Origin of the sequence: Streptomyces sp. NBC_01451 (assembly GCF_036227485.1) — a bacterium.
Taxonomy (GTDB): domain Bacteria; phylum Actinomycetota; class Actinomycetes; order Streptomycetales; family Streptomycetaceae; genus Streptomyces.
Map to the genome: position 1 here is coordinate 4752075 of NZ_CP109479.1, position 15698 is coordinate 4767772.

The 15698-nt window shown below is 68.3% G+C and carries 12 protein-coding genes; 7 read left to right on the forward strand and 5 right to left on the reverse strand.

Going from position 1 to position 15698, the window contains the following annotated elements; translation table 11 throughout:
• Nucleotides 1–78: 78 nt before the first annotated feature.
• Entirely contained in the window at nucleotides 79–1521 is a 1443-nt protein-coding gene (locus tag OG595_RS20865) for a CCA tRNA nucleotidyltransferase (protein ID WP_329273999.1), read from the reverse strand.
• Between the two features lie 219 nt (nucleotides 1522–1740).
• On the opposite strand from OG595_RS20865, the gene OG595_RS20870 reads away from it, so the two are divergent.
• From OG595_RS20870 to trxA, 7 genes are all read left to right on the forward strand, one after another.
• Nucleotides 1741–4119 carry a DUF6049 family protein gene (locus tag OG595_RS20870; protein ID WP_329274000.1) on the forward strand — a complete coding sequence of 793 codons (2379 nt, stop codon included), beginning with the start codon at nucleotides 1741–1743 and terminating at the stop codon, nucleotides 4117–4119.
• 47 nt (nucleotides 4120–4166) lie between these two features.
• Nucleotides 4167–6431: a murein biosynthesis integral membrane protein MurJ gene (gene murJ / locus OG595_RS20875; RefSeq protein ID WP_329274001.1), complete on the forward strand. Its 2265-nt coding sequence runs from the start codon at nucleotides 4167–4169 to the stop codon at nucleotides 6429–6431.
• Between the two features lie 118 nt (nucleotides 6432–6549).
• Entirely contained in the window at nucleotides 6550–8268 is a 1719-nt protein-coding gene (locus OG595_RS20880; RefSeq protein WP_329274003.1) for a protein kinase family protein, read from the forward strand.
• Between the two features lie 25 nt (nucleotides 8269–8293).
• Nucleotides 8294–9004: an RNA polymerase sigma factor SigM gene (sigM, locus tag OG595_RS20885; protein WP_329274005.1), complete on the forward strand. Its 711-nt coding sequence runs from the start codon at nucleotides 8294–8296 to the stop codon at nucleotides 9002–9004.
• Nucleotides 9001–9909 (forward strand): anti-sigma factor family protein, encoded by a 909-nt coding sequence (locus tag OG595_RS20890; protein ID WP_329274007.1) that lies wholly within the window; start codon nucleotides 9001–9003, stop codon nucleotides 9907–9909. Before sigM ends, OG595_RS20890 begins: the two co-directional genes overlap by 4 nt.
• Before the next feature lie 170 nt (nucleotides 9910–10079).
• Nucleotides 10080–11051: a thioredoxin-disulfide reductase gene (trxB, locus tag OG595_RS20895; protein ID WP_329274010.1), complete on the forward strand. Its 972-nt coding sequence runs from the start codon at nucleotides 10080–10082 to the stop codon at nucleotides 11049–11051.
• Nucleotides 11052–11094: 43 nt separating this feature from the next.
• Nucleotides 11095–11424, forward strand: coding sequence for a thioredoxin (trxA, locus tag OG595_RS20900; protein WP_329274014.1), 330 nt, complete (start codon nucleotides 11095–11097; stop codon nucleotides 11422–11424).
• Nucleotides 11425–11507: 83 nt separating this feature from the next.
• Here the strand turns inward: trxA and OG595_RS20905 are convergent, their stop codons facing one another.
• The 4 genes from OG595_RS20905 to rsmG form a co-directional block, all read right to left on the reverse strand.
• The gene (locus OG595_RS20905; RefSeq protein WP_329274016.1) at nucleotides 11508–12125 is read right to left on the reverse strand and encodes a GNAT family N-acetyltransferase; all 618 of its coding nucleotides are present in this window, start codon (nucleotides 12123–12125) and stop codon (nucleotides 11508–11510) included.
• A gap of 328 nt (nucleotides 12126–12453) precedes the next feature.
• The gene (locus OG595_RS20910) at nucleotides 12454–13563 is read right to left on the reverse strand and encodes a ParB/RepB/Spo0J family partition protein (protein ID WP_329274018.1); all 1110 of its coding nucleotides are present in this window, start codon (nucleotides 13561–13563) and stop codon (nucleotides 12454–12456) included.
• Nucleotides 13560–14633, reverse strand: a complete 1074-nt coding sequence (locus tag OG595_RS20915) for an AAA family ATPase (RefSeq protein WP_164408513.1) — start codon at nucleotides 14631–14633, stop codon at nucleotides 13560–13562. Before OG595_RS20915 ends, OG595_RS20910 begins: the two co-directional genes overlap by 4 nt.
• A gap of 281 nt (nucleotides 14634–14914) precedes the next feature.
• The gene (gene rsmG / locus OG595_RS20920; protein WP_329274021.1) at nucleotides 14915–15631 is read right to left on the reverse strand and encodes a 16S rRNA (guanine(527)-N(7))-methyltransferase RsmG; all 717 of its coding nucleotides are present in this window, start codon (nucleotides 15629–15631) and stop codon (nucleotides 14915–14917) included.
• Nucleotides 15632–15698: the final 67 nt, after the last annotated feature.

Consider the following 15698-nt stretch of genomic DNA (forward strand, 5'->3'; position numbering starts at 1 on the left):
GACCCGTTCAACCGTCCGGATCACAAGATCGTCGACAGAACCCGATGTTTCACGTGAAACATCGCGCCGTTTCACGCCTCACCCCTGCTCTGCCCACCACTCCTTGAGTGCCGCCACGGCCGACTCCCGCTCCATCGGCCCGTTCTCCAGCCGCAGTTCCAGGAGGAACTTGTACGCCTGCCCGATCGCCGGACCGGGCCCGACGCCCAGGATCTCCATGATCTGGTTACCGTCGAGGTCGGGACGGATGGAGTCCAGCTCCTCCTGCTCCTGGAGGTGGGCGATGCGTTCCTCCAGGCCGTCGTACGCGCGCGAAAGTGCCGTGGCCCTGCGCTTGTTCCGCGTGGTGCAGTCGGAGCGGGTCAGCTTATGGAGACGGTCGAGGAGAGGGCCCCCGTCCCGGACATAGCGGCGGACCGCCGAGTCCGTCCACTCTCCGGTGCCGTACCCGTGGAAGCGCAGGTGGAGTTCGACGAGACGCGAGACGTCCTTCACCAGGTCGTTGGAGTACTTGAGCGCCGTCATCCGCTTCTTAGTCATCTTCGCCCCGACCACCTCGTGGTGGTGGAACGAGACTCGCCCGTCCTCCTCGAAGCGCCGAGTGCGCGGCTTGCCGATGTCGTGCAGCAGCGCGGCGAGGCGGAGAACGAGGTCGGGACCGTCCTGCTCCAGCTCGATCGCCTGCTCCAGGACGATCAGCGTGTGCTCGTAGACGTCCTTGTGCCGATGGTGCTCGTCGCGCTCCAGGCGCAGGGCCGGCAGCTCGGGCAGTACGTGCTCGGCAAGACCGGTGTCCACCAGCAGCGCCAGGCCCTTGCGCGGGTGCGCGGACAGGATCAGCTTGTTCAGCTCGTCCCGTACCCGCTCCGCCGAGACGATCTCGATGCGGCCGGACATGTCGGTCATCGCGGTGACGACCTCGGGTGCCACCTCGAAGTCCAGCTGGGCGGCGAACCGCGCGGCCCGCATCATCCGCAACGGGTCGTCCGAGAAGGACTCCTCAGGCGTGCCCGGCGTGCGCAGCACCCGCCTTGCCAGATCCTCACGTCCGCCGTACGGATCGATGAACACCTTCTCCGGCAGTGCCACGGCCATCGCGTTCACCGTGAAGTCGCGCCGGACGAGGTCGTCCTCGATGGAGTCGCCGTACGACACCTCGGGCTTGCGCGAGGTCCTGTCGTACGCCTCCGACCGGTAGGTCGTCACCTCGATCTGGAAGCCGTCCTTCTGAGCCCCGACCGTGCCGAAGGCGATCCCAACCTCCCACACGGCGTCCGCCCAGGGCCGGACGATCTTCAGCACGTCCTCGGGGCGGGCGTCGGTCGTGAAGTCCAGGTCGTTGCCGAGCCGGTCCAGCAGCGCGTCCCGGACGGAGCCGCCGACCAGGGCAAGCGAGAACCCGGCTTCCTGGAATCGGCGGGCAAGGTCGTCGGCGACCGGGGCCACCCGCAGCAGCTCACTCACCGCGTGGTGCTGCACCTGGCTCAGGGCACTGGCATTGTCTTCGTTGGCGTTCGGCACAACAGAAAAGGGTACGTGGCCCGGGCCACAGCCCGCGCCTTCATAAAACGTCCACGCACTTGGCCGGGGACTCCTCCATCGATACACGCACATAGAGGACAGCCGACGGAGGTTCCACGATCTTGTGGAGCAGTCCGCGGCACTTCCCCTCAGCGCGCATCGTTACCATGCGTGGACGCACATTCCGACGACCACTGACGACGAGGGACGGGCGAACGCGTGGCCGAGGCGGCAGACTTCCCGGGGCTGACTCCCTCTCTCGCGCGCCGGTGGTTCCGGCGAGCCGGAGTGCTGCTCACGGGGGCGCCCCTGCTGGCCGGTCTGCTCCAACTACCCACCGGACAACCCGCGTATGCCGCAGGGTCCGATCCAGTCGTCGTCTCCATCGATTCGCTCACTCCCAGCGCCCCGACGGACGGGGACACGGTGACCGTCTCCGGCACGGTCACCAACAAGGGCAAGCGGGCGGTCACGGACGCCCACGTGGACCTGCGCGTGGGGCAGCTGCTGACCACCCGCTCGGGGATCGACGACGTCGCCGCGCGCACCGACTACGTATCCGGCGCCGACGGGACGGAGGTCGGCGGCAAGTACGTCGAGAAGTTCTCGAAGCTCACTCCGGGCGTCGCCCAGCCCTTCACCATCTCCGTTCCGGTCGACAAGCTGGACCTCGGCCAGGACGGCGTCTACGAGCTCGGCGTCTCCCTGTCCGGCGAGACATCCGCGGCACCGTACGAGCAGGTGCTGGGAATCAAGCGGACGTTCCTGCCGTGGCAGCCCGAGGAGGCGGACACGAGGACCCGGACGACGTATCTGTGGCCGTTGATCTCCACGGTCCACATGACGGCGGAGACGGGCCCGGGCGAGCAGCAGACGCCCGTCTTCCTCAACGACGACCTCGCCGCGGAGATCTCCCCGGGCGGACGCCTGGAGCAGATGCTCTCCCTGGGCAAGGAACTCGACGTCACCTGGGTGATCGACCCCGACCTGCTGGCCTCTGTCGACGCGATGGCCGGCGGCTACGGCATCCAGGGCGCCGACGGCACCGGTAGCACCCCCGGCACCGGTCAGGCGGTCGCCAAGCAGTGGCTCAACCAACTCCAGGACGCGGTCGAGGGCAAGGAAGTCGTCGCCCTCCCCTTCGGCGATCCCGACCTCGCCTCCATCGCGCACAACGGCAAGAACGTCACCGGCACGCTGAGCCATCTCAAGAGCGCCACGGACGTTGCCGTCGGCACCGTGGAGACGATCCTCCACATCACGCCGAGCACCGACTTCGCGTGGCCGGTGAACGGTGCCGTCGACCCGTCGATCGTCAAGATCGCCACCTCGACGGGCGCGGACAAGGTGATCGCGCGCAGCGACAGCCTCAAGGAGACCGGCGACCTGCCGTACACGCCCTCCGCGGCGCGCCCCATCGGCGGGGGCACCACCGCTGTCGTCGCGGACACGCGGCTGTCCGCGGCCTTCCAGGGCGACATGACAAGTGCCGGCAGCGCCACGCTCGCGGTACAGAAGTTCCTCGCCACGAGTCTGACGACCACCCTCCAGACCGACAAGCAGCGCACCATCGTCGTCGCCCCGCAGCGCATGCCGACCGCGAGCCAGGCCCAGACCATGGAGAAGGCGATCACGGCCCTCCAGGACTCGAACTGGTCCCAGCCGCAGGAACTCACCGCGACCGCCGACACGAAGCCGGACCCGGGCGCCACCACGAAGGTGCCCTCGGTGTCCTCGTACCCCGCCACACTGCGCAAGCAGCAGCTGCCCCGGTCGGCCTTCGCCCAGATCGCGACCACGCAGGACAAGCTCGACAACTTCAAGATCATCCTTACTGACGAGACCCGCGTGGAGACCCCCTTCGGACGAGCCATCAACCGTGAGATGGCCACGTCCTGGCGCGGTCGGTCCCGCGAGGCGGACAGCTTCCGCCGGGGCGTGGAGCGGCACCTCGACGAGCTGACCGACCAGGTCAGGCTGATCAAGAAGTCGGAGACGAAGCTCTCCGGCGGCAGCGCCACCATCCCGGTGACCGTCCAGAACAACCTGGTCCAGCCCGTCGACAACCTCGTACTGCGGGTGACCTCGACGAACCCGACCCGGCTCAAGATCGGAGACGACGACTACCAGGAACAGGACATCGCGGTCTCCGGCGGGCACAGCCAGTCGGTGAAGTTCACCACGTCGTCCAACGCCAACGGCCCGATCACCGTGATCGCCCAGCTGTACACGAAGGACGGCCAGAAGTACGGCCCGGCTGTCGCCTTCGACGTGCGGGTCACCGAGTTCACGGCCATGGCGATGCTGGTCATCGGCGGCGGCTTCCTGCTGCTCGTACTCGCCGGTCTGCGCATGTACACACAGCGCAAGCGCGCCGCGGCCCGGCGCGCCCAGGAGTCCGGCAACGGGCACGGGGACGAGAGCACGGATGAGAACGCCGGTGCCGACGAGAACCACGAGGACGACGAGAGCCGTCCTCAGGGGGAGTCGGACGCAGCGGTGGGGGCAGACGCCCCGGAGCAGCCGAGTGACCCGACGCCGAACACCGCACCGGAAAGCGCCGGCCCGTCCGGGACGGGTGAGAGAGTGGACCGTTGAGCGATGTCGTGGCCGGTGGGCCCGGTGAACGATGAGGTGGGGTAACCATGAACGCGCCGTACGACGGTGACCGCGGTCAGGGCGCGGGCGACTCGGGCTCCCCCGAGGGTCCGCCGCCCGAGGACGGCCAGGTACCGGCGCAGTCCCCCGCGGACGTGTACCTCCAGGACGCATACACCCAGGACCCGTACCGGGCCCAGGACCTTTCCGCCCAGGACCCGGTGGCCGAGGCGCTCTACGACCGCGCCGCGCACCCCCCGCCGGCCCCCGGCACGTACCAGCAGCCGGCCCCGCTCTACGGACAGCCCGCGCAGGCGCCGTACGCCCCCGACCCGAGCGTGTGGGCCCGGACCCCGGCCCCCGAGCCGGACGGAGCCACGCAGTACCTGCCGTACGGCGACGATGCCCGCACCACCCAGTACGTGGGCGTCGACGCCCTGGTCTCCCAGGCCGGGGAGCAGCGGCACGAGCCGGACGCCTTCGCGCATCTCTTCCGGGACCAGCAGCAGGGCGGCGGGCAGGGGCCGGTGGAGCCTCCGGTGGTACCGGGCCCGTCCCCATCGCCCGCCCCTGGCCATGGCGCCCCACGGGCCCAGGTCCCGGCTGCCGACGCCACGATGCAGCTCACCCCCCAGGCGACACCCGCCCCCGCCACGGCACCGGCGGCCCCCAAGAAGGGCAGTCGGGCCGCAGGCCTCCTGAAGTCGAGCGCCGTCATGGCGGCGGGCACGATGGTCTCCCGCCTCACCGGCTTCGTCCGCTCGGCGCTGATCGTGTCGGCGCTCGGCCTCGGCATGCTGGGCGACTCCTTCCAGGTCGCCTATCAGCTGCCCACCATGATCTACATCCTGACCGTGGGCGGCGGCCTCAACTCCGTCTTCGTCCCGCAGCTCGTGCGCGCCATGAAGGAGGACGACGACGGAGGCGAGGCGTACGCGAACCGCCTGCTCACCCTCGTCATGGTGGCCCTCGGCACACTCACCGCACTCGCGGTCTTCGCGGCTCCCCTGCTGGTACGCGCCCTGTCGGTGAAGATCGCCAACGATCCGGCGGCCAACGAGGTCGCCGTCACCTTCACCCGCTACTTCCTGCCGACCATCTTCTTCATGGGCATCCACGTCGTGATGGGGCAGATCCTCAACGCGCGCGGCAAGTTCGGCGCGATGATGTGGACGCCGGTCCTGAACAACGTCGTCATCATCGTGACCCTCGGCATGTTCATCTGGGTCTACGGCAGCGCGGCCGACTCCGGCATGAAGGTCACCACCATCCCGCCGGAAGGCCAGCGGCTCCTCGGCATCGGCGTACTGCTCGGCCTCGTCGTCCAGGCCCTCGCGATGATCCCGTATCTGCGCGAGACCGGCTTCAGGATGCGGCTGCGCTTCGACTGGAAGGGCCACGGCCTCGGCAAGGCGGCGATGCTCGCCAAGTGGACGATCCTGTTCGTCCTCGCGAACCAGGCGGGCGCCCTCGTCGTCACCCAGCTGGCCACCGCCGCCGCCGGCGAGAACCCGAAGATCCAGGGAACCGGCTTCGCGGCCTACGCCAACGCCCAGCTCGTCTGGGGCCTGCCCCAGGCCATCATCACCGTCTCCCTGATGGCCGCGCTGCTGCCGCGGCTGGCCCGCTCGGCACATGAGGGCGACGCGGGTGCGGTCCGCGACGACATCTCCCAGGGACTGCGCACCACCGCCGTCGCGATCGTGCCCATCGCCTTCGGCTTCGTGGCCCTCGGCATCCCGATGTGCACCCTGATCTTCGGCTCCTCGGGCACCACCGAGGCCACCAACATGGGCTTCATGCTGATGGCCTTCGCCCTGGGCCTGATCCCCTACTCCGTGCAGTACGTCGTCCTGCGCGCGTTCTACGCGTACGAGGACACCCGCACGCCCTTCTACAACACGGTGATCGTGGCCGCCGTCAACGCGACGGCCTCCGCCCTCTGCTTTTTCGTGCTGCCTGCCCGCTGGGCCGTGGTCGGCATGGCCGCCTCGTACGGCCTCGCGTACGCGATCGGTGTGGGCGTCGCCTGGAACCGGCTGCGCAAGCGCCTCGGCGGCGACCTCGACGGCACCCGTGTCCTGCGGACGTACGCCCGGCTGGGCATCGCCTCGGTACCGGCCGCGCTCCTCAGCGGCGCGGCCTGCTACGGCATCGGCCACACTCTGGGCCAGGGCGTCGGCGGTTCCTTCGCCTCCCTGCTCGGTGGCGGTGCCGTCCTGCTCGTCGTCTTCTACGTCGCCGCCCGCCGTATGCGCATTGAAGAACTGAACTCGCTGGTGGGTATGGTGCGCGGGCGACTGGGGCGATGAGTCGAGGGAAAGCGCACAACCATCGTCCGCTACCGCGTGTCGTGCAGAGTGGTGGACTGTGGGCACAATTGGGTTTGGCGTCGGAGAGCTCGCAAAGGATGGGGAGGCAGGAGCGACGGTGGCGGAACGGAGCACGGCTGCCGTCGACGTGGCAGACAACAGCGGCGACGAGCCGCTGACCGCGAAGGCGGACGAGTCCACGGCCGACGGCGTGGCCCAGAACCGGGAGCGGGACACGGACAACGACGAGGCACAGGGGAGCGGCGGGACCGAGAGTCCCGGAAAGGCCTCACCGCCCGAACTGCACAGCGGTCACAAACTCGCCAGGCGCTACCGCCTGGAGGAGTGCGTCACCCGACTGGACGGATTCAGCAGCTGGCGCGCGGTAGACGAGAAGCTGCGTCGCGCCGTCGGCGTGCACATCCTGCCCGCGGACCACTCACGGGCGCGTTCCGTACTGGCCGCGGCCCGCTCCTCGGCACTGCTCGGCGACCCCCGCTTCGTGCAGGTCCTCGACGCCGTCGAGGAGAACGACCTCGTGTACGTCGTCCACGAGTGGCTGCCCGACGCGACGGAGCTGACCGCCCTCCTGGCCGCCGGTCCACTGGAGGCGCACGACGCGTACCAGATGGTCAGCCAGATCGCCTCCGCCATGGCAGCCGCCCACCGGGAGGGCCTAGCGCATCTGCGCCTGACTCCGGGCACCATCCTGCGCAGTTCGTCCGGTCAGTGGCGCATCCGCGGTCTCGCGGTCAACGCCGCCCTGCGCGGCATCACTTCGGACACCCCGCAGCGCGCCGACACGGAGGCGATCGGCGCCCTGCTGTACGCCTCGCTCACCCAGCGCTGGCCGTACGAGAACGACGCGTACGGCCTGTCCGGGCTGCCCAAGGGCGTCGGTCTCATCGCGCCCGACCAGGTGCGTGCCGGAGTCCACCGCGGGCTGTCGGAACTCGCGATGCGCGCGCTCGCCAACGACGGCGCCACCGCCTCACGCCACGAGTCCGCGTGCACGACGCCCGAAGAACTGGTCAAGGCGATCGGCGAGATGCCCCGCATCCGCCCGCCTGAGCCGGTGTTCACGGCCCCGCCCGACTACCAGCGCACGACCTACCAGCAGGGCTCGTACGGCCGTCAGGCCCCCCGCCCGGGCCTCACCCAGCCCCTGCCCACCCCACCGCCCCCGCTGCAGAGCCGCACCGGCAAGGCCCTGAAATGGGCTGTGTCCGCGTTGCTGATCGCCGCCCTCGGTCTGGGGAGCTGGCAGCTCGCTGACGCGCTCATCGACCGCAGCGGCTCCGACGACACCAAGCAGACCCAGACACCGGACGACAACGACAAGAACACCGACAAGGCGAAGCCGGTCACCACGCTGAAGATCCAGGGTGCGGAGGAGTACGTCGCCAAGGGCAAGGCCCAGCACCCCGGGGACGTGGACAAGACGTACGACAACGACAGCTCGACGTACTGGCGCACCGCGAGCTACACCGACGGTCCGGACATGAACCCGGCGTACAAGCCCGGCGTGGGCATCGTCTACGACTTCGGCTCGGCCAAAGAGGTCTCAGCCGCTTCGATAGGGCTCCTCTTCGGCGGGGACCACACCACGGTCACGCTGTACGCGACGGATTCATCGAGTTCGTCGGTCCCTCTGACCTCGATGACGAAGCTCGGTACGGTGACAACCAAGGAGACCACCGCCAAGGTCACGGTCGCCAAGCCCGTGAAGAGCCAGTACGTGCTGGTCTGGTTCACCGCCCTGCCGTACGCATCCGGTGACTCGTTCAGCAACGCGGGCTTCAAACAGGCCATAACGGACCTCAAGTTCACCGGCTGACGATCCACCGAAAGGAAGGGGGCCCATGGCGGAAGGCACCGCGTTCGACGGAGTGAGCGATCAGGACCTCCTCGCCCGCCATGTCGACGGTGACCCCGACGCCTTCGGTGAGATCGTGCGTCGGCATCGTGACCGGCTCTGGGCAGTGGCCCTGCGGACGCTGGGGGACCGCGAGGAGGCCGCTGACGCCGTCCAGGACGCCCTCGTCTCCGCCTACCGGGCCGCCCACACCTTCCGGGGCCAGTCGGCCGTCACGACCTGGCTGCACCGCATCACGGTGAACGCCTGTCTCGACCGTGCCCGCAAGGCCGCCTCCCGCAAGACCTCACCGGTCGACGACACAGAACGGCTGGAGCAGCTGCTCGAACCGCACGAGTCGGCGTCGGCCCCGGCCGAGCGCAAGGATCTGCACCGCCAGCTCATCGAGGCGCTCGGCACCCTCCCGCCCGATCAGCGCGCCGCCCTCGTCCTGGTGGACATGCAGGGCTACCCGGTCGCGGAGGCAGCCCGCGTCCTCGACGTGCCCACGGGGACGGTGAAGAGCCGCTGCGCCCGAGGAAGAGCCAGACTGCTCCCGCTCCTCACCCATCTGCGGCCGGAAAACACCGGTGCCGGCAAGGAATCGGAGGACGGACGGAACCGGGCGGAGGGGACATCCGTCCCACCCGCAGCGGGACCGACGGATGCAGGACCAAGCGATTCAGCTGCTGTGAAGGGCGGAGGTGGGCGAGCGTGACATCCACGACCGACACGGCCGGACACCCGGACGTCACGGAGATCTCCGACCTCACCGAAGGCCTGCTCACACCGTCCCGGACAGCAGACGTACAACGGCATCTGGACGAGTGTGTTCTCTGCGCCGACGTGTACGCCTCTCTGGAGGAGGTCCGCGGCCTCCTCGGCACGATGCCCAGCCCTGTGCACATGCCCGACGACATCGCCGACCGTATCGACGCCGCGCTCGCCGCCGAGGCCCCGCTGAACACCCCGGTATCGGTCGGCGCCGCCGGCGCCGTCTCCGGCGAGACCGAGGGCACGCATGTTTCACGTGAAACATCGCCCGCCGTCGAACGGCTTTCGGACCGTCCCACGGGCCACGCTCACGCGGCCACCGGACCGGGTCGGAAGGACCGTGTGCGACGCGGGCGACGCCGGACCATCGTCCTGAGCACCGTCTTCACCGCCGCCGCCCTGGGGCTCGGCTCCCTGCTGGTGTCGTCTCTCGGCGACGACAACAAACAACACGAGGCTGCGAGCACGTTCTCCGGGCAGAAGGTCGAGAACCAGGTCGCCGAACTCCTCAAGGGCCAGGGCGGCAAGAAGAGCACCCGCAGTGGGGGGCCGTCGGTCGGCATCCAGATCTACCCCAGTGACCCGCCGACCGACACACACGAGGACACCCTCAAGGTCGATCCGACGTCGGCCCCGGACTGCGTCATGAAGGGCATCGGACGCACCGATGCGTCCGTCCTCGGCGTCAAACGCGGCACCTACGACGGAACCGACGCGTATCTCGTCGTGTTGCCCGCAGCAGGCGACACCACCCGCGTCACCGCCTACGTCGTCGACTCGGCCTGTGCGAAGCAGTCATCGCCCTCTCCCGGAGAAGTTCTGCTGAAGCAGTCCTACGCGCGTTCCTGAGCGCGGACGCCTCGGCTCCTCCCTCCTGCGGCATCCCCTGCCGAGTGGCGCCCCTGTGTGCCCGGACACAGCGGGAATGCGGGCCCCGTAGGATCCGTTGGGTGGGGTGAGAGTTCTGAGAGAGGCTCCCACCGGTCGTACGAAGCCGTCCAGAAACGAGGAAACACGCCGTGAGCGACGTCCGAAACGTGATCATCATCGGCTCCGGGCCCGCCGGCTACACGGCGGCGCTCTATACCGCACGCGCGTCGCTGAAGCCGTTGGTCTTCGAGGGCGCCGTGACAGCCGGTGGTGCGCTCATGAACACCACCGAGGTGGAGAACTTCCCCGGCTTCCAGGACGGGATCATGGGTCCCGATCTCATGGACAACATGCGTGCCCAGTCCGAGCGCTTCGGCGCCGAGCTCGTCGCGGACGACATCATCGCCGTGGATCTGACGGGTGACATCAAGACCGTCACGGACACCGCGGGCGTCGTGCACAAGGCGAAGGCCGTCATCGTCGCCACAGGTTCGCAGCACCGCAAGCTCGGACTGCCGAACGAGGACGCCCTGTCCGGCCGCGGCGTGTCCTGGTGCGCGACGTGCGACGGCTTCTTCTTCAAGGACCAGGACATCGCCGTGATCGGCGGCGGCGACACCGCGATGGAGGAGGCGACCTTCCTCTCCCGCTTCGCCAAGTCGGTGACGATCGTCCACCGCCGGGACACCCTGCGCGCCTCCAAGGCGATGCAGGAGCGCGCCTTCGCCGACCCGAAGATCCGCTTCATCTGGGACAGCGAGGTCGCCGAGATCCAGGGCGACCCGAAGCTCGCCTCGCTGAAGCTGCGGAACCTCAAGACCGGCGAGCTGTCCGACCTGGCCGTGACGGGCCTGTTCATCGCGATCGGTCACGACCCGCGTACCGAACTCTTCAAGGGGCAGCTGGACCTCGACGAAGAGGGCTACCTGAAGGTCGACGCGCCCTCGACGCGAACCAACCTCAGCGGGGTCTTCGGGGCCGGTGACGTGGTCGACCACACCTACCGCCAGGCGATCACCGCGTCCGGCACCGGCTGTTCCTCCGCTCTGGACGCCGAGCGGTTCCTCGCCGCTCTGGCGGACAACGAGGAGCAGGCCGAGCCCGAGAAAACCTCTGTCTGACCCCCCGTCCGCCCCACCGCAGCATCGAGTTAAGGAGCCCCCTGTGGCCGGCACCCTGAAGAACGTGACCGACGATTCCTTCGACGAGGACGTCCTCAAGAACGACAAGCCTGTCCTGGTCGACTTCTGGGCCGCCTGGTGCGGACCGTGCCGCCAGATCGCGCCGTCGCTCGAAGCGATCGCCGCCGAGTACGGCGACAAGATCGAGGTCGTCAAGCTCAACATCGACGAGAACCCGGGTATCGCCGCCAAGTACGGCGTGATGTCCATCCCGACCCTGAACGTCTACCAGGGCGGCGAGGTCGCCAAGACCATCGTCGGCGCCAAGCCGAAGGCCGCGATCGTGCGTGACCTTGAGGACTTCATCGCCTAGTAGGCGACGCAGTAGCCGATGTTTCACGTGAAACATCCAGTGGGCCGGTCCGAAAGGGCCGGCCCACTCGCGTACATCAGCCCCTAGAGCGGCCGAAGCACCGGATCCTTCTGTACTGCCCCCAGGAGACGGTCAAGCGCCAGCTCCACGTCTTCCTTCCAGGAGAGGGTCGTCCGCAGCTCCAGACGAAGCCGGGGATGCACAGGATGTGGTCGCACCGTCTTGAAGCCCACGGCCAGCAGATGGTCGGCGGGCAGGACGCAGGCCGTCTCCTTCCAGCGGGCGTCCCCGAACGCCTCGATCGCCTTGAAGCCCCGCCGCAAAAGATCCTTGGCGACCGTCTGCACCATCACGCGCCCCAGTCCCTGCCCCTGGTAGTCCGGCATGATGAAGGCGGTCATCAGCTGCACCGCGTCGGGCGAGACGGGACTCGTCGGGAACGCCGTGGACCGGGGGACGTAATCCGGAGGGGCGTAGAGCACGAACCCCACTGGATTGTCGTCGACGTAGACGACACGGCCGCAGGAACCCCAGTCGAGGAGAACGGCCGAGATCCACGCTTCCTTCTCCAGCGCGGGTGTTCCTGCCTTCAGTGCGGCTTCCCCGCTGACGGGATCCAGTTCCCAGAAGACACACGCGCGACAGCGCTTGGGAAGGTCCTGAAGGTTGTCCAGCGTGAGCGGTACGAGCCGACGCCCCATGAAGGCTGTTCCTCGCTTCCTTCGCCCGCAGCGTCGCGAGCGGCTGTCAGAGCGCTCCGTTCCCTGAGCAGACTGCCGACGAACCCGCCGACCGCGCCCAGTCCCAGACCCGCGCTCACCAGTCCGGTGCGGCTCACCGTTCGCATGGCCCTCGCCTCCCCAACTCAGAGGTGTTGCCAGTTGAATGCGCCATCCCGAACGCATCGTATCCACGAAGCGATCGCATCGATACCGTCTGCAAGCAAAGAGCGGGCTGTGTCCGGTGTGCACCGGACACAGCCCGCTCCGGCCGCCGATCGGGCGGAAGCCGCCCGGGCCGACCAAGCTCTCAGTCCTCCGAGTCCTCGGAGTTGTCGGAGTCGTCGTCCAGAAGACTCTTCTGAAGAACCGGACCCTCGCCCGGGGCGAGAGAGCTGAGGATGCGCTCAAGGTCTTCCATCGAGGCGAACTCGACAGTGATCTTGCCCTTCTTCTGCCCCAGGTCGACCTTCACCCGTGTCTCGAAGCGGTCCGAGAGACGACCTGCGAGATCGGTCAGCGCCGGAGACACCAGGGCACCCGCCCGCGGCCCCTTGGACCTCGTAGCCGCCGTCGGCCGCGAGCCCATCAGGGTCACGATCTCCTCGACGGCCCGTACCGAAAGCCCTTCGGCCACGATCCGGTGGGCCAGCTTGTCCTGCTCCTCCGAGTCGTCCACGGAGAGAAGCGCACGAGCGTGCCCGGCGGAGAGCACTCCGGCGGCGACACGGCGCTGGACCGCCGGCGAGAGCCTCAGCAGACGCAGGGTGTTGGAAACCTGCGGCCGGGAACGGCCGATCCGGTCCGCCAGCTGATCGTGCGTGCAGTGGAAGTCCTTGAGCAACTGGTCGTAGGCCGCCGCCTCCTCCAGTGGGTTCAGCTGAGCCCTGTGGAGGTTCTCCAGCAGTGCGTCCAGCAGGAGCTTCTCGTCGTCCGTGGCCCGCACGATCGCCGGGATCGCCTCAAGGCCCGCTTCACGGCAGGCCCGCCAGCGCCGCTCGCCCATGATGAGCTCGTAGCTGGTGGCACCCACCTGCCGCACGACGACCGGCTGGAGGAGACCGACCTCCTTGATGGAGGTGACCAGCTCCGCCAGTGCGTCCTCGTCGAACACATCACGCGGCTGTCGCGGGTTCGGCGTGATGGAGTCGATGGGCAGCTCGGCGAAGTGGGCGCCGATGGGAGGCGCCGGGACCTCCCCGAATTCGTTCGAGTAGGCATCCTCTGTTTCACGTGAAACAGGCGGCAACGTGGCAACCTTCGCCGCAGCCACTCCGCGCTCAGCCGTGAGTACGGGAACCGCGGCCGGTGAGGTGGAGGCGGTGCCCCCCATCGCCGGTGGCGTCGGCCTGTCTCCGGTCGGTGCAGCTGGGATCAGTGCGCCGAGACCACGACCCAACCCCCTCCGTCGCTCGCTCACTGAATACCCTCCACAATGCTCTGTTCGCTCTGTGCGCCGATGTGGGCGTGCTGCGCGTCATAGCTGACGCCGACACCCTTCAGCGCGATTTCCCGGGCCGCCTCAAGATAGGACAGGGCGCCACTCGATCCTGGATCGTAGGTGAGCACCGTCTGTCCGTAGCTCGGCGCCTCGGAGATTCGGACCGAGCGCGGAATGCTCGTCCGCAGCACCTCGTCGCCGAAGTGGTTGCGCACCTCGTCCGCGACCTGGGACGCGAGGCGCGTCCGGCCGTCGTACATGGTGAGCAGGATCGTCGTTACTTGAAGGTCACGGTTGAGATGGGCCCGAACCAGATCGACGTTGCGCAGCAGCTGGCCCAGGCCTTCCAGTGCGTAGTACTCGCACTGGATCGGAATGAGAACCTCGGCGCCGGCGACGAGTGCGTTGACCGTCAGAAGGCCGAGCGAGGGCGGGCAGTCGATGAGGATGTAGTCCAGAGGCTGCTCGTACGCCTGGATCGCTCGCTCAAGCCGGCTCTCTCGTGCCACCAGCGACACCAGTTCGATCTCCGCACCGGCGAGATCGATGGTGGCGGGTGCACAGAAGAGGCCCTCGACGTCAGGGACCGGCTGAACGACTTCCGAGAGTGGCCTGCTGTCGATCAACACGTCATAGATGGAAGGAACATCGGCGTGATGGTCGATCCCCAGCGCCGTGGAAGCGTTGCCCTGAGGGTCGAGGTCCACAACGAGGACGCGAGCCCCGTGCAGGGCCAGCGAGGCGGCGAGGTTGACGGTTGTCGTCGTCTTCCCCACTCCGCCTTTCTGGTTGGCGACCACCATGACACGGGTCCGCTCCGGCCGTGGCAGGCCTTCGCCGGCCCGCCCCAGAGCCTCCACCGCCAATTGGGCAGCACGACCGATGGGAGTGTCGTCCATCGGGGGCGGTGTTTCACGTGAAACATCCTCCCCAATCGACTCGGTTCGGGGACCGGGGACCGGATCGGTCATCGGTCCCGCGATGTTGGCGTTGGACCGCAAGGATTCACTCTCCTCGACTTCAGGCTCGCAATGAACAGAGCCTGCCATGTCTTCGGGGTCGTGAACCAGTGAGGCCTGGTGTTCTGTGGAGAAATCCACCTCTGTGGACAACTCCGTTACCTCTCTGGGTGAACCAAGAGGCTTTCGGTCGCGGGGTGCGGCCGCGGCCCGGCCGCGGCTGATGATGCCGTGCAGCAGTGAGCGACGTTTCACGTGAAACAAGATGCCCACCTGCCAGGGCCCTGGCCGCGCGACACTCCGAGATGTGTAGGTTAGGCAGCTTGTGTGGAGTAAGTCTCGTCGTCAGGACGGATCAACGAACGTGAAGATCAGCGCCGACGCCGCACCCGCCCTGTCCGAGCCGCCTTGGCCCGCTTCGCCGCGAACCGCACTCCGCCCGGACTCTCCCCGACCACGACCCGCACGACGGTCGACAGCGGGTCCACCACGCCCTCACCCACATGCAGGATGGACGTCTCGACCGCCCCGAGCTTGCTCAGTGCGGTGGCCGAGGCCTTCAGCTCCTCCTCTGCCGTGTCGCCCTTGAGCGCGAGCATCTCCCCGTACGGACGCAGCAGAGGAATGCCCCAGGTGGCCAGACGATCCAGCGGGGCCACGGCGCGCGCCGTCACCACATGGACCGGCTGGAGCGTCCCCATGACCTCTTCCGCACGGCCACGGACGACCGTGACATGGTCCAGGCCCAGCAGCTCGACGACCTCGCTGAGGAAGTTGGTCCGGCGCAGCAACGGTTCGAGCAGCGTGATCTTCAGGTCCTCCCTGACCAGCGCCAGGGGAATGCCGGGCAGACCGGCACCCGAACCGACATCGCACACCGTCACGTTCTCCGGCACGACCTCGGAGAGCACCGCACAGTTCAACAGGTGCCGCTCCCACAGGCGAGGCACCTCACGCGGACCGATCAGCCCGCGCTGCACACCCGCCTCGGCGAGCAGTTCCGCGTATCGGACCGCGTCCGCGAAGCGATCGCCGAACACCTCGCGCGCCTGCTCGGGCGCCGGGGGGAGCTCCGCTGCCTCCGTCACGGGGGACCGTCCTTCCGTACCGCATGAGCGCACTGGGCGCTGATCACCAGGACTACAGGGACTGGAG